The sequence below is a fragment of the Actinoplanes cyaneus genome, assembly GCF_016862095.1.
Lineage (GTDB): Bacteria > Actinomycetota > Actinomycetes > Mycobacteriales > Micromonosporaceae > Actinoplanes > Actinoplanes cyaneus.
Map to the genome: position 1 here is coordinate 65,929 of NZ_BOMH01000016.1, position 17,124 is coordinate 83,052.

Genomic DNA, 17,124 nt, shown 5'->3' on the forward strand with positions numbered 1-17,124 from the left:
TTCGCAGGCCCGCCCGGGTGGTGGAATGGCAGACACGGCCGCCTTAAAAGCGGCTGCCCTAACAGGCGTGCGGGTTCGAGACCCGCCCCGGGCACACATAACGAAGCGGTCGCGACTCTCCGTCGCGGCCGTTTCGTCTTTTGGTCGTTTTGTCGGGCTCGGTTACCACTCCTCCCTGGTAGGAACCCATGACGGATGTCATTTTCAGCCTGCTCACAGCTTCGGGGAGCGGCACTTCGGGCGCGTAGCGCTTACCCTGGAACGACAGGCATTGTTGTGCCGATCCTCAAGGGAGGCTGGACACAGTGAAGACTTCTAACCCGGTGCTCTCGCGCCTCGGCCAGGCGGCCGAGCGGGAGCGTACGTCCGGGTACGGGCCGTACGGGCCGGCCGGCGCGGGTTACGGTCAGCCGGGCTACGGGCAGCCGTACCCGACCGCTGAGGGTTACCCCGCTGCCCCGCCCGCTGTGCAGCCCATGACCGTCGACGACGTCGTCGTCAAAACCGTCACCGTGCTCGGCATCACCGGCATCTCCGCGATCGCCGCGTGGAACCTCATTCCGTTCGACCTGACCCTGGCCGCCTGGATCGGCGCTGCGGTCGTCGGCCTCGTGCTCGGCCTGGTCATCTCGTTCATGCGGATCGCCAGCCCGCCGCTCGTCATCGCCTACGCGGTGGTCGAGGGTGTGTTCGTCGGCATGATCAGCAAGACGTACGAGAACGTCCTCGGCTTCGACGGCATCGTCCTGCAGGCGGTGGTCGCCACCTTCGGCGTCTTCTTCCTGATGGCCGGGCTCTACCGGGCCCGCGTCATCCGCGCCACCCCGAAGTTCCAGCGCATCATGATCTCGGTGATGGCCGGCCTCTTCGGCGTCATGCTGATCAACTTCGTGCTGGCGCTGTTCGACGTCAACACCGGGCTGCGCGACAACGGACCGCTCGGCTACATCTTCAGCCTGGTCTGCATCGTCGTGGCCTCGCTCAGCTTCATCCTCAACTTCAACGAGATCGAGGAAGGCGTCCGCGCCGGCCTCCCCCGGAAGTATTCGTGGACGGCCGCGTTCGGCATCCTGGTCGGCCTGGTCTGGCTCTACATCGAGATCCTGCGCCTGCTCAGCTATCTGCAGGGCGACGACTGACGGTCAAGCCGCACAGGCAGGGGCCATCGCGATGACTCGTCGCTTTGTGGCCTCTGCTCCGCGACCTGCAGGGCGGTGACCGGCGGTTCGCCGGTCACGTCCGCACCCGCAACGCTCGGCCCGACTCCCCGCGGACCGGGCGTTGCCCCCCGCTTCACCTCAACGCCCGGCCCGCACCCGCGGTCCGGGCGTTGCCCTTTCCCGGCCACACCCAGCGGTCCGAGCACCCCCGCCACCGCCGGCAAGCGGAACGCCGCTGTCGCTCCCGCATCCGCGCTCAGCAACACCTCATGCGTTTTCTGGGACCAGTCGAAGATCAACCCCAAGATCAGGATCAAGATCCGCATGTCCTGACTTCGCTGTGGTCCGGGCCGCCGCTCCCGCGGGGACCCTTGCGGGCTTCGCAGGCCGCTGGCGCGGCCAAAACGCAAACCCCTCCAGGGCGGCCTCCGTGGCGGGTCAAGCTCACCCCAAACCCCCGTGCCACCGCCCCGGCTGGTGCTCACGGTCGTTGTCGATCTCCACGGCAGCCCTCAGCGCCAGCCGAGGCGCGACGGCTGGCGCTGAGGAGTGTGACAGCGAGCGGAAGCACCTCTGGCATCCAGCCGAGCGGGGCTGGCTGGTGCCCAAGGGTGTATCAGCGGGCGGAAGCACCTCTGGGGGCCAGCTGAAGTGCTTGGCAGCTGGCGGCGGGCTAGCGGTGAAGTGGGCTGGTGCTCAGGTGTGTATCAGCGGGCGGAAGCACCCCTGAGGGCCAGCTGAAGTGCTGGCGGCTGACGGCGGGGCGGGCTCGGGGCGTACTGCGTGGAGATCGACGACTGCGGTGAGCGCCGGGCAACGGCATCGATGGTGAAGGATGTTGGGGTGGACGCGACGAGGGTGCTGGTGCGGGACGGCGAAGCTGTGTTCGACCGGCTGGTGGAGCTTTTCGACGAGTACCGGGTGCACTACGGCGAGGAGGCCGACCCGGCGCGGACAGCGGCGTGGCTCGCGGCTCAGCTCCGGACCGGTCGGCTACGAGCGTCGGTCGCGGAGCGGGACGGGCGAGGGATCGGGTTCCTGACCAGCGTGGTGATGCCGGCTTCGCTGAGGCTGGGAGAGTTCTGGGCCGTACGCGATGTGTTCGTCCGTCCGGATTGTCGTCGCAGCGGCGCCGGGCGGGCGCTCGTCGAGCAGGTCCTCGCTGAAGCGCGCGCGGCAGGCGCGGTGCGGGTCTCGCTGCAGACGGAGCCGGAGAACACGGCCGCGCTGGCCCTGTACCGGTCGATCGGGTTCCGTCCGGTCGAGGGGCTGACCGGTCTCAGCCTGTCCCTGGCCGGTCAACTCTGACGGGCAGACCAGGGCCGGGGCAGACCAGGGCCGGGGCAGGCCAGGGCGGGGCAGGCCAGAGCGGGGCAGACCAGGGCGGGGCAGACCAGGGCGGGGCAGACCAGAGCAGTTCAGACCAGGGCGGGGCAGACCAGGGCGGGCTCAGATTGTTGAGCGGAGGTCGTCCACGACGGCGGTGGCCTGAGCGAGCAAGGCACTGGACGGGCCGGCGGCCAGGAGATCGTCGGCGACCACCCGCAGCTGATCGGGCAGGACCAGATCGTGGAGGCGGGGCACCTCGCGTGTGGCCCGGCCCTCGGCCTCGGCGCCGAGCTCGGCCAGGCGCTGGACCACCCCGTACGCCGAATCGGCCTTGGTCCTTCCGCCGGCCGGTGTCGCCCAGCGGGCCTCTTCCCAGTGCCGGACCTGGTTGAGGAGCCGGTCGATCGACGCCGCGAAGTCGGACATCCGGCGAGCGTACCCCGGCACGGGACGGGCCCGGCGCTCGCCAGGAGCACCGGGCCCGGAGGGCTGAGCGGGTCAGCTGAGACGTTCGATGAGCAGGGCCATGCCCTGGCCGCCGCCGACGCACATGGTCTCGAGGCCGATCGACTTGTCGTGCCAGTTCAGCGAGTTGATCAGGGTGCCGGTGATCCGGGCGCCGGTCATGCCGAACGGGTGGCCGACCGCGATCGCGCCGCCGTTGACGTTCAGCTTGTCCAGCGGGATGCCCAGGTCCTTGTACGACGGGATGACCTGCGCCGCGAACGCCTCGTTGATCTCGACCAGGTCGACGTCGTCGATGGTCATGCCGGCCCGCTTCAGGGCCTGCTTGGACGCCTCGACCGGGCCGAGCCCCATGATCTCCGGCGAGAGGGCGGTGACGCCGGTGGAGATGATCCGGGCGAGCGGGGTGATGCCCAGCTCGCGCGCCTTCGTGTCGCTCATGATCACGAGCGCCGCGGCGCCGTCGTTGAGCGGGCAGCAGTTGCCGGCGGTGACCCGTCCGTCCGGGCGGAAGACCGGCTTGAGCTGCGACACCGCCTCCAGGCTGACACCCGAGCGGGGGCCGTCGTCCTTCGACACCACGGTGCCGTCGGGCAACGTCACGGGCGTGATCTCGCGCTCCCAGAACCCGTTGGCGATGGCCTTCTCGGCGAGGTTCTGCGACCGTACGCCGAATTCGTCCATCTCCTCGCGGGAGACGTTCTTGATCTGCGCCAGGTTCTCCGCCGTGTAGCCCATCCCGATGTAGATGTCGGGGAGCAGGCCGTCCTCACGCGGGTCGTGCCAGACGCCGGCGTTCTCCGCGGTGGCCTTGGTCCGGGCCTGCGCGTCGGCGAACGCCGGGTTCTCCCAGCCGCCACCGACCAGCGCCTGCGCGGCCGAGGGCAGGCCGTCGGAGCTGCCCCGGGCGAAGCGGGACACCGTCTCCACCCCGGCCGAGACGAAGATGTCGCCCTCGCCGGCCTTGATCGCGTGGAACGCCATCCGGGTCGTCTGGAGCGAGGACGAGCAGTAGCGGGTGACGGTGGCGCCGGGCAGGCCGTCCAGCCCGAGCTTGGTGGCGACCACGCGGGCCATGTTGAAACCCTGCTCACCGCCGGGCAGGCCACATCCGAGGTAGAGATCCTCGATGAGGGTGCGGTCGAGCTCGGGCACCTTGTTGAGCGCGGCGTCGACGATGGTGGCGGTGAGGTCGTCGGGGCGCAGTTCCTTCAGCGAGCCCTTGTGGGCGCGGCCGATCGGGGAGCGGGCAGTGGCGACGATGACAGCTTCCGGCATACGACCAGTTTACTCATCGGTAACATGGTCGGAAGTGTGGATTTGTCACACGCTGTTCAGCACCGGCCACGCCGCGAGTCAGACGCCCGTCATCGCGGCCTTGGCGACCGCCGGGTAGAGGGCGTGGGCCCACACCCGATTGCCGTCGGCGGACGGGTGGAAGCCGTCGTAACACAGCGTCCCCGCGTCGGCCCGGAACACCGCGCCCGTCTCCGCGGCGAGATCCACGACGATGCCGCCGGCCTCGGTGACCGCCTTCGTCTGCGCCCGCGCGAGCCGGCGCCCGAGCACCCCGGCGATCTGCCGCAGCGGCGGGGCCATCGAACGCATCGCCCCCAGGTCGGGACAGGTGCCGACGACCACCTGGACGCCGGCCGAGCGCAACCGCCGGACAGCCTCGCCGAGGTGACCGGCCGCTTCCTCCGGCGCGCGGGCCGAGGTGGCGTCGTGCGCGCCGATCAGCACCACGGCGACATCCGGTTTCGTGCCGAGCAGCGCCCGGGCGACCTGCGTGGCCAGGTCGGACGAGCGGGACCCGGCGACCCCGACGCTGGAGAGCAGCACGTGCCGCTGGCCGGTCTCCGCGGTGCCGTCCGCGAGCAGGCGGGCGAGCTGGCCACCGACCGTGTCGGAGAGCCACTCCACCCCGACGCCGACCGCTGCCGAGTCGCCGAGCAGCACCAGCCGCAGCGGTGGCGCGGTGAGCGGGCCCATCGAGGTGCGCAGCGCCAGACCCATCGTGGGTTTGGCATAGCGGCGAGCCTTGGCAGCCAGCACCTCACCGGCGAGCAGGGCGGCACCGCCCAGCGCGCCGGCGAGCAGGCTCGTGGCAGCGGCCTTGGTCAGTCGTTCCGGCAGCCCAGCCATGTCTCGCCTCCCTTGCGTCCCGCCGACTTCGATGATCCTTCAGTCTTCTACCCTACGGCCCGGACGGCATGCGCCGCGCTGCCCGCAGCCGACCGGCTGCCCGGCCAGGTCACGACGTGACCGGAACGGCAGGCGCCGCGCTGCCCGGCCGGGCCACGAGAGGCTGGGACCGCATGCGGGGTCACGACGTGGCCGGGATCGCGTCCGGCGTGCCCGGCTGCGACCCGTGATGCCCGTGGTGGCCGAACCAGTGGCGCGACTCGCCGAACCACGGATGCCGGCGCAACTGCGCCCACCGCCCACCGGCCCTGACCGGGCTCACCTCGGTGCCAGGCGCGCGTACCGCCTCGTCCGCGGCCTCCGGCAGCGTGCGAACCCCCTCGGCGACCGGAACGGCGGGCCGGGTGTCCTCACCCAGCACGGCCATCACGGTCGGCATCATCACGGCCGCGGCCCGCGCATATCCCTCGGCCGACGGGTGGAAGTGGTCGGAGCCGAACATCCGCACCGGGTCGGCCTCGAACATCGGCCCGAGCAGGTTGCCGAGCGACACCGTCCGCCCGCCGGCGCCGACCACCGCGACCGTCTGCGCGGCGGCGAGCTGCCGGCTCCAGCGGCGGGCCAGCCAGCGCAGCGGCGGCTTGATCGGCTGGATCGCCCCGATGTCCGGGCAGGTGCCGACGACGGCCTTGCAGCCGGCCTCGCGCAACCGGCGCACCGCGTCACCGAGGTGCCGGACGGCGTCGTCACGGGCCGAGACGTGCGTGACGTCGTTGCCGCCGATCAGGATGATCGCCAGGTCCGGCTCGTGCTCCAGCGCGGCGTCGACCTGCCACGGCAGGCCGGACGAGACACAGCCGACCACGGCGAACCGGCGCAGGCTGACCGGCCGGCGCAGGCGGCGGGAGATGCCGGTGGCGAACAGCGCGCCGGGGGTCTCCCGGGGCCGGTGCACGCCGTAGCCGGCCGCCGAGGAGTCACCGAGGATGACCAGGCTGAGCGGCTTGCCGTGGAACTTCGCGCCGTAGACGCCGTCGCCGCGGGGCGGGGGCGCCTCGGCCATCGGGATGATCCGGCGGGCGTCGGCGGCCTGCCGCAGCAGGAGGCCGGCCGAGAGAGCGGTCACGCCGGCGAGCGCGCCGGTGACCGAGCCGGCGATGCGGCCGGCCGTGCGGATCCGTTGCCGATCCTCTGGGCTCAATCCACGGAAGTGGATAACGGTGCTGTTCACAGTGTCCCTCGCTGTCTTCCGAAGGGAACCATCCCGGCCCGGCGTACGCCTCCCGGGGTGTGGGAAGCGGTCCGGCACGGCCAAGATCGGCACTTGGCGTCGGGATTCGAGGCTAACGCGCCCTGGCGAGTGGACCGCGTCACCGGGACGAGAGGCTCACCACGCCACGACGAAAGGCCAGCTCACCGCGCTGAGTGTTTGACCTGTGACCGTGGGAGGCAATCATGGCGTACCCAGGTCATGCTTGAGTTGCGGAAAGGGGAACAGACATGGCCAAAACTCTGAAACGTGCGGCGGCGTTCACCGCACTCGGCAAGGCGCTGATGTCCGGCGCCCGCGGCGGTCCGTCACTGGGCACGCGCCTCGCGGCGCTGCCACGGATGCTGAAGGCGACGGCCAAGGGGGAGTACGACGGCGGGATGCGGGTCGCCCTCATGGCGGCCGCCACGGCGTACGTCATCTCGCCTATCGACGCCGTACCGGAAGCCTTCCTCTGGGTGTTCGGGCTGGTCGACGACGCCGTCGCGGTGACCTGGCTGGCCGGGACGGTGCTCAGTGAGACCGAGCGGTTCCTGGAGTGGGAGAGAACCGTGAAGCCCGCCGTCGTACGCTGAAGCGTGCGCTATTACGACAACGTGGTCGAGATCATCGGCAACACCCCGCTGGTCCGGCTCAACAGCGTGACCGAGGGCATCAGCGCCACCGTGCTGGCCAAGGTCGAATACATGAATCCCGGCGGTTCGGTGAAAGACCGGATCGCCCTGCGGATGGTCGAGGACGCCGAGGCCGCGGGGCTGCTCAAGCCCGGCGGCACGATCGTCGAGCCGACCAGCGGCAACACCGGGGTCGGCCTGGCCCTGGTGGCGCAGCAGCGGGGCTACAAGTGCGTCTTCGTCTGCCCCGACAAGGTCAGCGAGGACAAGCAGAACGTGCTCCGGGCCTACGGCGCCGAAGTGGTCGTCTGCCCCACCGCGGTGGCCCCCGAGGACCCGCGTTCCTACTACAACGTCTCCGACAAGCTGACCCGGGACATCCCCGGCGCGTGGAAGCCGGATCAGTACAGCAACCCGGCGAACCCGCGCTCGCACTACGAGCAGACCGGGCCGGAGCTCTGGGAGCAGACCGAAGGGAAGATCACCCACTTCGTGACGGGTGTCGGCACCGGAGGCACGATCAGCGGCGTCGGGCGTTACCTGAAAGAGCAGAACGCCGGGGTACGTGTCATCGGGGCCGACCCGGAGGGCTCCGTCTACTCCGGCGGCACCGGCCGGCCGTACCTGGTGGAGGGTGTCGGTGAGGATTTCTGGCCGACCGCCTACGACCGTGCGGTGACCGACGAGGTCATCGAGGTCAGTGACTCGGACTCGTTCGAGATGACCCGTCGCCTGGCCCGCGAGGAGGGTCTGCTGGTCGGCGGCTCGTGCGGGATGGCCGTGGTGGCCGCGCTCGAGGTGGCCCGCAAGGCCGGCCCGGACGACGTGGTCGTGGTGCTCCTGCCGGACGGCGGCCGCGGTTACCTCTCCAAGATCTTCAACGACAAGTGGATGGCGCGGTACGGGTTCCTCCGTACGCCCGGAGACGCCCCGACCGTCGCCGACGCGCTCGCCGCCAAGGGCCCCGAGATCCCGCCTCTGGTCCACGTCCACCCCACCGAGACCGTGCGTGACGCGATCGACTACATGCGGGAGTACGGGGTCAGCCAGCTCCCCGTCCTCAAGGCCGAGCCCCCGGTCGTCACCGGCGAGGTGGCCGGCTCGATCTCGGAGAAGGCGCTGATGGACGCGCTCTTCACCGGTCAGGCGCACCTGCACGACACGATCGAGCGGCACATGGGCGACCTGCTGCCGATGATCGGCGGTGGCGAGCCGGTCAGCGAGGCCGTCGCGCTGCTGGAGAAGGCGGATGCCGCGATGGTCCTGATCGACGGCAAGCCGGCCGGGGTTCTCACCCGGCAGGACCTGCTGACCCACTTGAGCTGAGGAGTGTTCTGACCTTCGCCGCAGCCAGGGTTGATCGTCAGAACGCGCTTCAGCCGGCGGGACGGGCCCTCCTCACCGCAGTTCGGTCGGGAGGGCCACCACGTCGACCAGGGCGTTCCTGCGCAGCAGGGTGATCGGCAGGTCCACGCCGATCGCCGGCCCCAGCATCAGCCGCTGCAACGCCTGCACCGAGGAGACCGGGCGCCCGCCCGCGGTCACGAGCAGGTCGCCCAGGTAGATCCCGGCGAGCCCGGCCGGGCTGCTCGGCACCACCTCGACGACACGCAGGCCCTGCTTCTGGCCGAGACGGGCGGCCAGGTTCGGCGGGAGCGGGACGGGCAGCCCCGCCACGCCGAGCCACGCGCGCCGCACACGGCCGGTGGCCACCAGCTCGCCGATGATCGACCGGGTGGTCTCGTTGATCGGCACGGCCAGGCCCAGGCCGTACCCGGCGACGGCGGTGTTGATGCCGACGACCTGACCGGCCGAGTCGGCGAGCGCGCCACCGGAATTGCCCGGATTGAGCGCCGCGTCGGTCTGGATGACGTTGTCGATGACACGGACCCGGCGGCCGTCCCGGGCCGGCAGCGAGCGGCCCAGGCCGGAGACCACGCCGGCGGTCACCGAGCCGGCCAGCCCCATCGGGTTCCCGACCGCCACCACGAGCTGACCGATCCGCAGGTTGTCGGCGTCGCCGAGCGGGGCGGCCGGGGCACCCGCACGATGCACCCGGACCACCGCCAGGTCGGAGAGCGCATCCGCGCCGACCACGTCGAACGGGGTGTCGACGCCGTCCGCGAACGCCGCCGACCCAGTGGTGGCGCCGGCCACCACATGTGCGTTCGTCAGCAGGAAACCGTCGTTGGTGAAGGTGACCGCGGAGCCGGCGCTGCCGCGCATCGAAAGAGCCGCCACCGAGGGCAGCGGGCGGCCGGCCACACCGGTCACGATGCGGCTGTAGGCATCCAGCGCCTCTGATTCGTCGGTGCTCATGACCGGGTCAACAACCGGCGGCAAGACGTTGATGCCGGTTGATCGTCCGCCGACGGCGAACAGCAGCACGGAAGCACAGTGGACATCGGCGGTTACGGATAGTCGCCGTAATCGCACACTCAGTCCGACCAGCGGGTCGTCGGGTGGGGTTGTATGTCTCGTGACGGAGCTATGAACCACTCCCGGACGAAGGGGCAGGGAATGGTCGACGTCGACGAGGCGGCGCCAGCCGACATCGTGGACCGCCTGCTGTGGCGGGACGCGCAGACGATGCTCGGACGGCACAACACCGCCGACCGCAGGGGCAACTGCGTCTGGTGCGGATGGAGCTGGCCCTGCTCGGCCCGGCGCCTCGCCGAACGCGCCGACGCGGTGTCCCGCCGCCCGTGGCGCGAGGCCTGGACCCTGCGCCACGACCTGAACAGCCTGCCGGCCGCCATGACCGACCGCGGCCGGAACCACCATCATCGGAGGTACGCAGACTGAGACACGGACCCAGACGTCGCCGACGAGCTTGACCGTCCCCCGGCAAGACTTGGCTTCACGGCCCGGCGAACGTCTCCCGGCGGTGACGCCGGGGCGCCCCGCCAGCGCTCCGGCATCCCGCGCCCAAGCCCGCTCGGCGAACCGGCCACGGATCGGCACGCCTCCGCTGATCCGCGCCTCCGGCCAGGCGCACCGGTTCTCCGGCGGGGCGGTTGGCGGGAGCGCGTGACCACAGGTTCCCCCGCATTCACTCGGTCACGCGCTTCCGCCCAACCAGCAGCCCGTCGCGGATCCTTCCGCGGCGGGCAATTGCTTTGGTCACGCCGCAGTGCGATTGCTTCGGTCACGCCGCAGCGGGCGATAGCTTCGGCCACGGCGCAGTGGCGATTGCTTCGGTCACGCCGCGGTGGGCGATTGCTTCGGTCACAGAAAACCCTCTGGATCAAGATCTTCATTGCCCCTCTCCGCCGGGGTACAGACCGTCGCTCCCGCGGGGACCCTTCCGGGCCGAGCTGGCCGCGGGCGCGTCCAAAACACTCAGCCCGCAAGGGCGACGTCCGCCGGTGGGCGCGGTTACTGCACAAACCCCCTGGTGCGCGGCACCTGTCGATGCCATGGTCATCCGCGGCGAGGACTTGTCCACAGGCTGTCCACACGACCTCGGGTGTTCGCGGGATGCTGCTCGAGTGGTCATAGAGGGTGCCAATAGCGGATCTGGGGGACCGGGACGTCGTTGACCGGCTCGGTGCGGGTGCCGCCGTCAGGTTTCCAGCCGCCCCTCTCGTAGAAGGCTCGCGCGGTGTGGTTCCCGGTCAGGACCCAGAGGACGGCCCGGTCGTGACCGATCGACGGGAGGTCGGCCAGCGCGCGGACCATCAACTGCCGGCCGACCCCGGTGCCGACGCGGGCCGGGTCGACGTGGATGGCGTAGAGCTCGGCGGCGCCCGGAGTCTCGCTCGGGCCGATGTAGGAGAAACCGACCAGCTCGCCGTCGTCCTCCGCGAGCGTCATCCGGTGGGTGTCCTGCTCCCATTTCCAGCGCTCGGCCCACCACTCGCCGAACGCCTCGGCGGTGCGCGCCGCCAGCACGTCGGGGGAGATGAACCCGGAGTATGCCGCCAGCCGGGAGCGCTGGTGCAGGGCACCGACGCGGATCGGATCGGACGGGGTCGCGGAACGCAGCAGGACGGCCATGCGCACGAGGCTAGCGCCGCCGGCGGGCCTGTCCGCGGTTATCCACAGCAGCCGGTTGTCCACAGGGCGTGCCGCGGACGGCTCGCTTCTCTGCGACGATTGTCGATGACCGGGGCGGGTGCCGCCGGCCGGTGGCGGTCAGCCCCCTGGGAGGGCGGGGTCCGCGCGGATCGGGCCGGCGACGCGGTGGAGCGGGGCTTCGGGGCGGGGCGTCAGCGGCGCGGGAATTCGAGGCCGGGCGTCAGCGGCGCGAGGCTTCGGGGCGGGGCTTCAGCGGCGCGGCGGGAACGGGACGCGCTGGAGATCCTCGGCGAGGGTGATCGGCCCGTCGAACTCCTTGCGGGCCTCCTCCAGGAAGCGCGACGCATCCGGATAGCGCTGGGAGAAGTGCGTCAGCACCAGATGGCGCGCCTGCGACTCGCGGGCGACCGCGGCGGCCTGGCCGGCGGTCAGGTGGCCGACCTGGGCGGCCATCCCGGCGTCCTCGGCGAGGAACGTGGACTCGATCACCAGCAGGTCGACGCCCTGGGCCAGCGCGAACACGTTGTCGCACAGGCCGGTGTCCATGATGAAGGCCATGCTCTGGCCGGGGCGGACCACGCTGACCTGGTCGAGCGTGACCGGGCCGAGGTGGCCGTCGCGCTTGAGCTCGCCGATGGCGGGCCCGCTGATGCCGTGCGCGGTCAGCAGCTCCGGCAGCATCCGGCGGGAGTCGGGCTCGGTGAGGCGATACCCGTACGTCTCGATCGAATGTCTCAACGGCAGGGCCGTGAGACGCCCGGCGGAGGTCTCCGCGAGGAATGCCGCGCCGACCGGTGACGGCACGATGTCGGCGTTGTCCCAGTAGCTGGTGGCGTGTCGGAGCCGGTCGTAGAACTCCTGGCCACCGGCGGGGTAATGGACCGCGACGGGGTGCGGCACGCGGTCGAGCGAGATGCGCTGCAGGATGCCGGGCAGGCCGAGGCTGTGGTCGCCGTGGAAGTGCGTGATGCAGATCCGTCTGATCGGGGTGACCGGAAGGCCGGCCAGCAGCAGTTGGCGCTGGGTGCCCTCGCCCGGGTCGAAGAGGATCACCTCGTCGTCGAAACGCAGCAGGTAGCCGTTGTGGTTGCGGTGCCGCGTCGGCACCTGACTGGCCGTGCCCAGGACGACGAGCTCGCGCATGGAAACTCCGCATATGAAGCGACCCCCGGGGACTTCCGCGATCTTCGACAAGATCGTGGTCCGGTCGGACAAGGCCGGATCCCCGGGGGTCGGGTGGCTGTCTGGTATTCGCCGGCCGCTGCCACACGGTCTCGACGCTGTAAAACGAAGCTGTCAAGGACAGCGGCTAGCGGACAGCCACCTCACGAGTCCCGTTGCTATACAACTTCGGACCACCTCCCTTCACGTGTACGGCCACGTTAACTACCCGCAGCCGTACGCGCCAACGGTTTTGAATCACTAGAGCTTCGGGAATACGTGCGGGGAGGTTTCGGTGGATTCCACCACCAGCGAGGCCGGGCCGACGATCAGCGGATCGGGGCGGCCGACCACCTCCTCGTCCTTGCCGTTGTAGTTGAAGCGGTTCAGCACGTGGCGCATCGCCTCGAGGCGGGCGCGCTTCTTGTCGTTGCTCTTGACCACGGTCCACGGCGCGTCGGCGGTGTCGGTGTAGAAGAACATCGCCTCCTTGGCCTCGGTGTAGTCGTCCCACTTGTCGAGGGATTCGAGGTCCATCGGGGAGAGCTTCCACTGCCGGACCGGGTCCACCTGACGGATCGCGAAGCGGGTGTGCTGTTCCTTCTGGGTCACCGAGAACCAGAACTTGACCAGGTTGAGCCCGGACAGGACCAGCATCCGCTCCAGCTCCGGGGTCTGGCGCAGGAACTCCAGGTACTCCTGGCGGGTGCAGAAGCCCATGACCCGTTCGACGCCGGCCCGGTTGTACCAGGAGCGGTCGAAGAGCACGATCTCGCCGGCCGACGGCAGGTGCTTGATGTAGCGCTGGTAGTACCACTGGGTGCTCTCACGCTGGTTCGGCTTCTCCAGCGCGACCACTGACGCACCTCGCGGATTGAGGTGTTCCATGAAGCGCTTGATGGTGCCGCCCTTGCCGGCCGCGTCCCGCCCCTCGAAGAGGATGACCATCCGCTCGCCGGTCTCCTTGCACCAGTTCTGCAGCTTCAGCAGCTCGATCTGCAGGAGCCGCTTCTGGTGGTCGTACTCCGCGCGGGACAGCCTCTCCTCGTACGGGTAATCCTCCCGCCACGTGTCCACCGGGCTCCCGTCGGCTTTCAGCAGCCGCGGATCGTCGTCCTCGTCGTCCACCACGCGGTAACCGGTGAGCTCCGCGATCGGTCCCTGGTAGGGGTGGGTGGTCGCCTCCTCGTACCGCTCGGGCTCAGTGTTCTCGACCTCGGTGTTCTCGACCTCAGTGCTCATGTCTCACGCCTTCACCAGCCAACGACGGACCTTCTTGCGCCGCGATGCCCGCACGAGCGCGGGGACGGCGATGAGAGTCTCTTTACCCACCGCCTCCTGTCGACCGTAGAGAACGCCGAAATGGAAACTGTCCGGCCCGATTTCATGCAGCGTTTCCCTGGCGATGCTGGAGTCCTGGTGCGCGCCGAGCCCGTCCTGCAGAGCGGTGAGCGCCTTGACGAGCCGTTTGGCTGATCTGCCGGAATCCGGAGCGAGGACCTCGACCGCGTACCGCGCCTGCTTGTACTTCTTCCGGGCGTCGTGCAGCTCCTCGTCGACACCGTCGGCCAGCGCCGTGTCCAGCCGGTCGTCGGCTTTGCCGAGCACCTTGCGAGCGCGTTCCGCCGGGTCGCCGGCGTCCGGCAGCGGCTGGTCGACCAGCGCGTCGATCCGGTCGAGCAGGTCGAGATAGCGATCCGACTCCAGGGCGGCGTTCAGCTCCTCGCGCCCCTTCGCCACCCGGTGCTCCAGAGCCGCCCGGATCCGCTGCGCCGCCGGGATGAACTCGGGGCCGGACTCCTCGACGCCGTTCAGCAGCTTGACCTCCAGCACCTGCGGATCGCGAACGGCGCCCAGGACCCCGGCCAGCCAGCGCAGATCGTCGCCCAGCTCGGCGGTCCCCTCACCCGGGAACCAGTGGCGGAAGCTCTTCAGGGTGCTGCGCAGCCGCCGCGTCGCGACGCGCATCTTGTGCACCGCCTCCTCCTCGCCGCGGCGGGCGGCCGGATCGTGCTCGGTGATGGCGTCGCGCTGCTCACGGGCGTACCGGGAAACGGGATTGACCTTCTCCTTGCGGGGTTTCTCCTCGAGGCGGCCGGCGAGCGCCCGGGCCACCTTGGAAGGGCCCGCCGCCGGCGTCGCACCGGCCTTGAACAGCACCTTCTCGACCGCGTCGAGGACCCGCTCGTCACCGTCGACCAGCTCGACCTCGATCTCCTGCCAGGCGCTGTGGTCGTCCCCGGACTCGGCGCGGACCTGATCCTGAGCGATCAGTGCCAGCGTGCGGCCCTTCTTGTCGCGCAGCGGCGTCTCGACCCGATGGGTCCGCAACCGGGCGACCGGCTCCAGCGGACGGCGCCGCACGATCGTGCGGACCAGGGCGCGCAACTCGTCGGGCACCTGGTCGCTGTCGCCCGGCAGCCGGTGCTCCGTGCGGCCGTCGCCGTCGCCGGGCGTCTTCAGGTGCCAGCCGGCGTCGTGACCGCCGGATCGCCGCCGCAGAGTTCGCCGGTTTTTCATCAACCGGAGGTCGTCGGTGTCGAAGTACGTGGCGTCGAGGTCGTGGGTCTCGGCGCCGTCGGCCTGTGCGATGCCCGCGGCACCGGTCAGGTCCGGAAGCTCGAAGGTCTCGGGGACGTCGTATTTGCGTTCGTTCTCGGTCGCGGTCTCCACACGATCAATGGTGCCCGCGCGGAGCGCTTTGACACAGCGATCCCTCAGGTAGCCCTGTCATCGTGGGAAGCCGCCGCAGGTTGAGGAGCTGTTCATGGAGAAGTCGGATCGTCGCCAGGTGGCCCTCGCGGGGCTCAAGCTGATCGGGGCCGGCGCGGTGCTCGGGCTCACGCTCGCGACGCCGGCGAGCCCCGCGCAGGCCGGGCCGCAGCGACCGGACACGACGCCGGTCGCCGAGCACGACGTGCCCAACCCCGAGCGCTAGGCGGCCGGCTTCCCGCGGTCGCGGCCGCGCGTCCGGGTTTGCTTGCTTTCCTTTGCGGTACGTGGTCTTGCCGCGCTTCGAGCGTGCGCCACGGGGCGATCGTGCTTCGGGCGGGCGTGGGCGCGGCTCTGACAGTGCGCGGCCCCTCGTGAGCACCTCACACGGGTGCGGTTCCGCGGCTACGCAGATACAGCGCGCGTGAGTAGTTCGCCGCCGCCGCCCCGTAATACATGCCGGCCAGGGAAACGTAGAAGTTGTTGTTGGTGATCGCGTTCTTCGCGGTCGTCGTGGCCGACCACCGGATCTCCGCGTCGGTCGGGCTGATGCCCCGGCGCTCGCAGCGCAGCCGGTTCATCTCCTTGCCGGTCTTCCAGGTCTCCAGCGCGTTCTCCGCCTCGCGCATCATGGCCCGAGCCTGCTCCATCATGGCCTCGGCCGCCGCCCAGGCCTCGCGCTCATCGGTGTTGCGGAAGCGCTCGGAACCGTCGCGATAACCGGAATACCGCGCCTCGTTGGTAGAACTCGGTGACATGATCCACCTCCCGCGTCGTCTCACTTTCGAGTGTGGGCGGGATTTCGGGACATGTCGATTTTTTACCCCCGAGGGCGTGAACGCCACCCCCACCACTTGCAACCCGCCGCCAATGCCGTGACGGCCGTTTTCGATCCCCAGCCGCCGTTGGGGCCGTGGTTGCAGTAGCCGTTCGGGTTCTTGGGCTCTGGCGAACGGTGTGGTGCTGACGAATCGCGGCATGGCGCGCGATGTCACAGATGAAGGACGAGGCGCAGCGCGTCTTCGAGTGCCGACATCTCCTGGTGCGAGAGGTGGCCGACGAGTCGACCGAGTCGTTCGGGCTGAATGGCCGCTGTCTGTTCGGCGAGAACATATGTGCTCTTGCCTTGAATCTCGATCTCCGGCCGGAAGCTGGTCGGCCGGGCGCTGGTGGAGGTCGGCGCGACGAGCCACGTTGACAGCGGTAGCAGATCGGACTGGACCACGACGGCGTATCGATTGCCGCGCTGTTCGTGGCCGCGGGCTTCCCGGGGTGCCTTGACTTCGTAGACGTCACCACGCACGAAGCGTCTCCATGTCCGCCAATACCGCTCGCGCCTCGGCGACATCGTCGGCGTCGGCGGCGACGGCCTCCGCCTCGGCGCGGATCTGTTCCTCACGGCGGGCGCGCCAGGCGGCAAGGATCGCATCCCGGATGACCTGTGAGCGGTCGCGGTCGCCGGACACCAGCTCGGCAAGTGCCTGATCGACGTCGTCGTCTGCGCGGAATGTAATCGTGGACATAAGACAAACTGTAATACGCAGAAGCGGCCACCGTCCAGGTGACGATGGCCGCCCGGTGAGGGGATCAGCTGGTCTTCGCGACCCCGATGGGGCAGGACAGGCCGTTGGGGCCGTGGTTGCAGTAGCCGTTCGGGTTCTTGGTAGGGGCCAGGTACTGCTGGTGGTGGTCCTCGGCGAAGTAGTACTCGCCGAGCGGCTTGATCTCGGTGGTGATGTCGCCGAGGCGGGCCTTGGTGACCACCGGCTGGAACGCCGCGAGGGACGCCCGCGCGGTCTCGGCCTGGGCCTCGGTCGTGGTGTAGATCGCCGAACGGTACTGGGTGCCCACGTCGTTGCCCTGGCGCATGCCCTGCGTCGGGTTGTGGTTCTCCCAGAACGCCTTCAGCAGTTGCTCGTAGCTGATCTTGGCGGGGTCGTAGACCACCTGCACGACCTCGGTGTGGCCGGTCGTGCCGGAGCACACCTCCTCGTACGTCGGGTTGGCGGTGAAACCACCCGCGTAGCCCGCCGACGTGGACCAGACGCCCGGCAGCCGCCAGAAGATCCGCTCGGCGCCCCAGAAACAGCCCATCCCGAAGACGGCGACCTCGTAGCCCGCGGGCCACGGACCCTCCAGCGGGTTGCCCAGGACCTCGTGACGGTCGGCGACCGGCATCGAGATCAGCCGGCCCTGCAGAGCGGTGTCGGCGGTGGGCAGATCGAGCTTCTTGTGCCGTAGGAACACG

Annotated in this window: 19 protein-coding genes and 1 tRNA gene; 7 read left to right on the forward strand and 13 right to left on the reverse strand. The window is 70.0% G+C overall.

The annotated features are described in order from the left end of the window. Positions 1-11: 11 nt before the first annotated feature. From Acy02nite_RS10190 to Acy02nite_RS10200, 3 genes are all read left to right on the forward strand, one after another. Positions 12-94 (forward strand) — tRNA-Leu (locus Acy02nite_RS10190). Between the two features lie 211 nt (positions 95-305). Next, positions 306-1,139, forward strand: coding sequence for a Bax inhibitor-1/YccA family protein (locus tag Acy02nite_RS10195; RefSeq protein ID WP_203739699.1), 834 nt, complete (start codon positions 306-308; stop codon positions 1,137-1,139). 864 nt (positions 1,140-2,003) lie between these two features. Next, a complete protein-coding gene (locus tag Acy02nite_RS10200; protein ID WP_203739700.1) occupies positions 2,004-2,468 on the forward strand; it encodes a GNAT family N-acetyltransferase in 465 nt (154 codons plus the stop codon). Between the two features lie 141 nt (positions 2,469-2,609). On the opposite strand, the gene Acy02nite_RS10205 is transcribed toward Acy02nite_RS10200, so the two are convergent. From Acy02nite_RS10205 to Acy02nite_RS10220, 4 genes are all read right to left on the reverse strand, one after another. After that, positions 2,610-2,915, reverse strand: a complete 306-nt coding sequence (locus Acy02nite_RS10205) for a hypothetical protein (RefSeq protein ID WP_203739701.1) — start codon at positions 2,913-2,915, stop codon at positions 2,610-2,612. Between the two features lie 72 nt (positions 2,916-2,987). Then, positions 2,988-4,232 carry an acetyl-CoA C-acetyltransferase gene (locus Acy02nite_RS10210; RefSeq protein WP_203739702.1) on the reverse strand — a complete coding sequence of 415 codons (1,245 nt, stop codon included), beginning with the start codon at positions 4,230-4,232 and terminating at the stop codon, positions 2,988-2,990. 78 nt (positions 4,233-4,310) lie between these two features. After that, positions 4,311-5,099, reverse strand: a complete 789-nt coding sequence (locus tag Acy02nite_RS10215) for an SGNH/GDSL hydrolase family protein (protein ID WP_203739703.1) — start codon at positions 5,097-5,099, stop codon at positions 4,311-4,313. A 181-nt stretch (positions 5,100-5,280) separates the two neighbouring features. Next, the gene (locus tag Acy02nite_RS10220; protein WP_239174533.1) at positions 5,281-6,300 is read right to left on the reverse strand and encodes an SGNH/GDSL hydrolase family protein; all 1,020 of its coding nucleotides are present in this window, start codon (positions 6,298-6,300) and stop codon (positions 5,281-5,283) included. A 299-nt stretch (positions 6,301-6,599) separates the two neighbouring features. Here Acy02nite_RS10220 and Acy02nite_RS10225 point away from each other — a divergent pair, with 299 nt between their 5' ends. Both Acy02nite_RS10225 and Acy02nite_RS10230 read left to right on the forward strand, forming a co-directional pair. Next, on the forward strand, positions 6,600-6,944 hold the full coding sequence (locus Acy02nite_RS10225; RefSeq protein ID WP_203739705.1) for a YkvA family protein: 345 nt from the start codon (positions 6,600-6,602) through the stop codon (positions 6,942-6,944). A 3-nt stretch (positions 6,945-6,947) separates the two neighbouring features. Continuing rightward, the gene (locus Acy02nite_RS10230) at positions 6,948-8,309 is read left to right on the forward strand and encodes a cystathionine beta-synthase (RefSeq protein WP_203739706.1); all 1,362 of its coding nucleotides are present in this window, start codon (positions 6,948-6,950) and stop codon (positions 8,307-8,309) included. A gap of 72 nt (positions 8,310-8,381) precedes the next feature. On the opposite strand, the gene Acy02nite_RS10235 is transcribed toward Acy02nite_RS10230, so the two are convergent. After that, the gene (locus tag Acy02nite_RS10235) at positions 8,382-9,302 is read right to left on the reverse strand and encodes a S1C family serine protease (protein WP_203739707.1); all 921 of its coding nucleotides are present in this window, start codon (positions 9,300-9,302) and stop codon (positions 8,382-8,384) included. A 201-nt stretch (positions 9,303-9,503) separates the two neighbouring features. On the opposite strand from Acy02nite_RS10235, the gene Acy02nite_RS10240 reads away from it, so the two are divergent. Continuing rightward, positions 9,504-9,788, forward strand: coding sequence for a hypothetical protein (locus Acy02nite_RS10240; RefSeq protein WP_203739708.1), 285 nt, complete (start codon positions 9,504-9,506; stop codon positions 9,786-9,788). A 690-nt stretch (positions 9,789-10,478) separates the two neighbouring features. Here the strand turns inward: Acy02nite_RS10240 and Acy02nite_RS10245 are convergent. From Acy02nite_RS10245 to Acy02nite_RS10260, 4 genes are all read right to left on the reverse strand, one after another. Then, on the reverse strand, positions 10,479-10,982 hold the full coding sequence (locus tag Acy02nite_RS10245) for a GNAT family N-acetyltransferase (RefSeq protein ID WP_203739709.1): 504 nt from the start codon (positions 10,980-10,982) through the stop codon (positions 10,479-10,481). 270 nt (positions 10,983-11,252) lie between these two features. Beyond that, on the reverse strand, positions 11,253-12,146 hold the full coding sequence (locus Acy02nite_RS10250) for a ribonuclease Z (protein ID WP_203739710.1): 894 nt from the start codon (positions 12,144-12,146) through the stop codon (positions 11,253-11,255). 279 nt (positions 12,147-12,425) lie between these two features. After that, positions 12,426-13,406, reverse strand: a complete 981-nt coding sequence (gene ppk2, locus Acy02nite_RS10255; RefSeq protein ID WP_203739711.1) for a polyphosphate kinase 2 — start codon at positions 13,404-13,406, stop codon at positions 12,426-12,428. A gap of 3 nt (positions 13,407-13,409) precedes the next feature. Beyond that, positions 13,410-14,837 (reverse strand): CYTH and CHAD domain-containing protein, encoded by a 1,428-nt coding sequence (locus Acy02nite_RS10260; RefSeq protein ID WP_203739712.1) that lies wholly within the window; start codon positions 14,835-14,837, stop codon positions 13,410-13,412. 94 nt (positions 14,838-14,931) lie between these two features. Between Acy02nite_RS10260 and Acy02nite_RS10265 the strand changes: the two genes are divergently transcribed. After that, positions 14,932-15,102: a hypothetical protein gene (locus tag Acy02nite_RS10265; RefSeq protein ID WP_203739713.1), complete on the forward strand. Its 171-nt coding sequence runs from the start codon at positions 14,932-14,934 to the stop codon at positions 15,100-15,102. A gap of 157 nt (positions 15,103-15,259) precedes the next feature. On the opposite strand, the gene Acy02nite_RS10270 is transcribed toward Acy02nite_RS10265, so the two are convergent. The 4 genes from Acy02nite_RS10270 to msrA form a co-directional block, all read right to left on the reverse strand. Then, positions 15,260-15,634 (reverse strand): hypothetical protein, encoded by a 375-nt coding sequence (locus Acy02nite_RS10270; RefSeq protein WP_203739714.1) that lies wholly within the window; start codon positions 15,632-15,634, stop codon positions 15,260-15,262. A gap of 233 nt (positions 15,635-15,867) precedes the next feature. Next, the gene (locus tag Acy02nite_RS10275; RefSeq protein WP_275407294.1) at positions 15,868-16,179 is read right to left on the reverse strand and encodes a type II toxin-antitoxin system PemK/MazF family toxin; all 312 of its coding nucleotides are present in this window, start codon (positions 16,177-16,179) and stop codon (positions 15,868-15,870) included. Beyond that, positions 16,169-16,399 (reverse strand): hypothetical protein, encoded by a 231-nt coding sequence (locus Acy02nite_RS10280; RefSeq protein ID WP_203681911.1) that lies wholly within the window; start codon positions 16,397-16,399, stop codon positions 16,169-16,171. Before Acy02nite_RS10280 ends, Acy02nite_RS10275 begins: the two co-directional genes overlap by 11 nt. A 64-nt stretch (positions 16,400-16,463) precedes the next feature. Beyond that, the gene (msrA, locus tag Acy02nite_RS10285; protein WP_203739716.1) at positions 16,464-17,123 is read right to left on the reverse strand and encodes a peptide-methionine (S)-S-oxide reductase MsrA; all 660 of its coding nucleotides are present in this window, start codon (positions 17,121-17,123) and stop codon (positions 16,464-16,466) included. Between the last annotated feature and the right edge of the window lies 1 nt (position 17,124).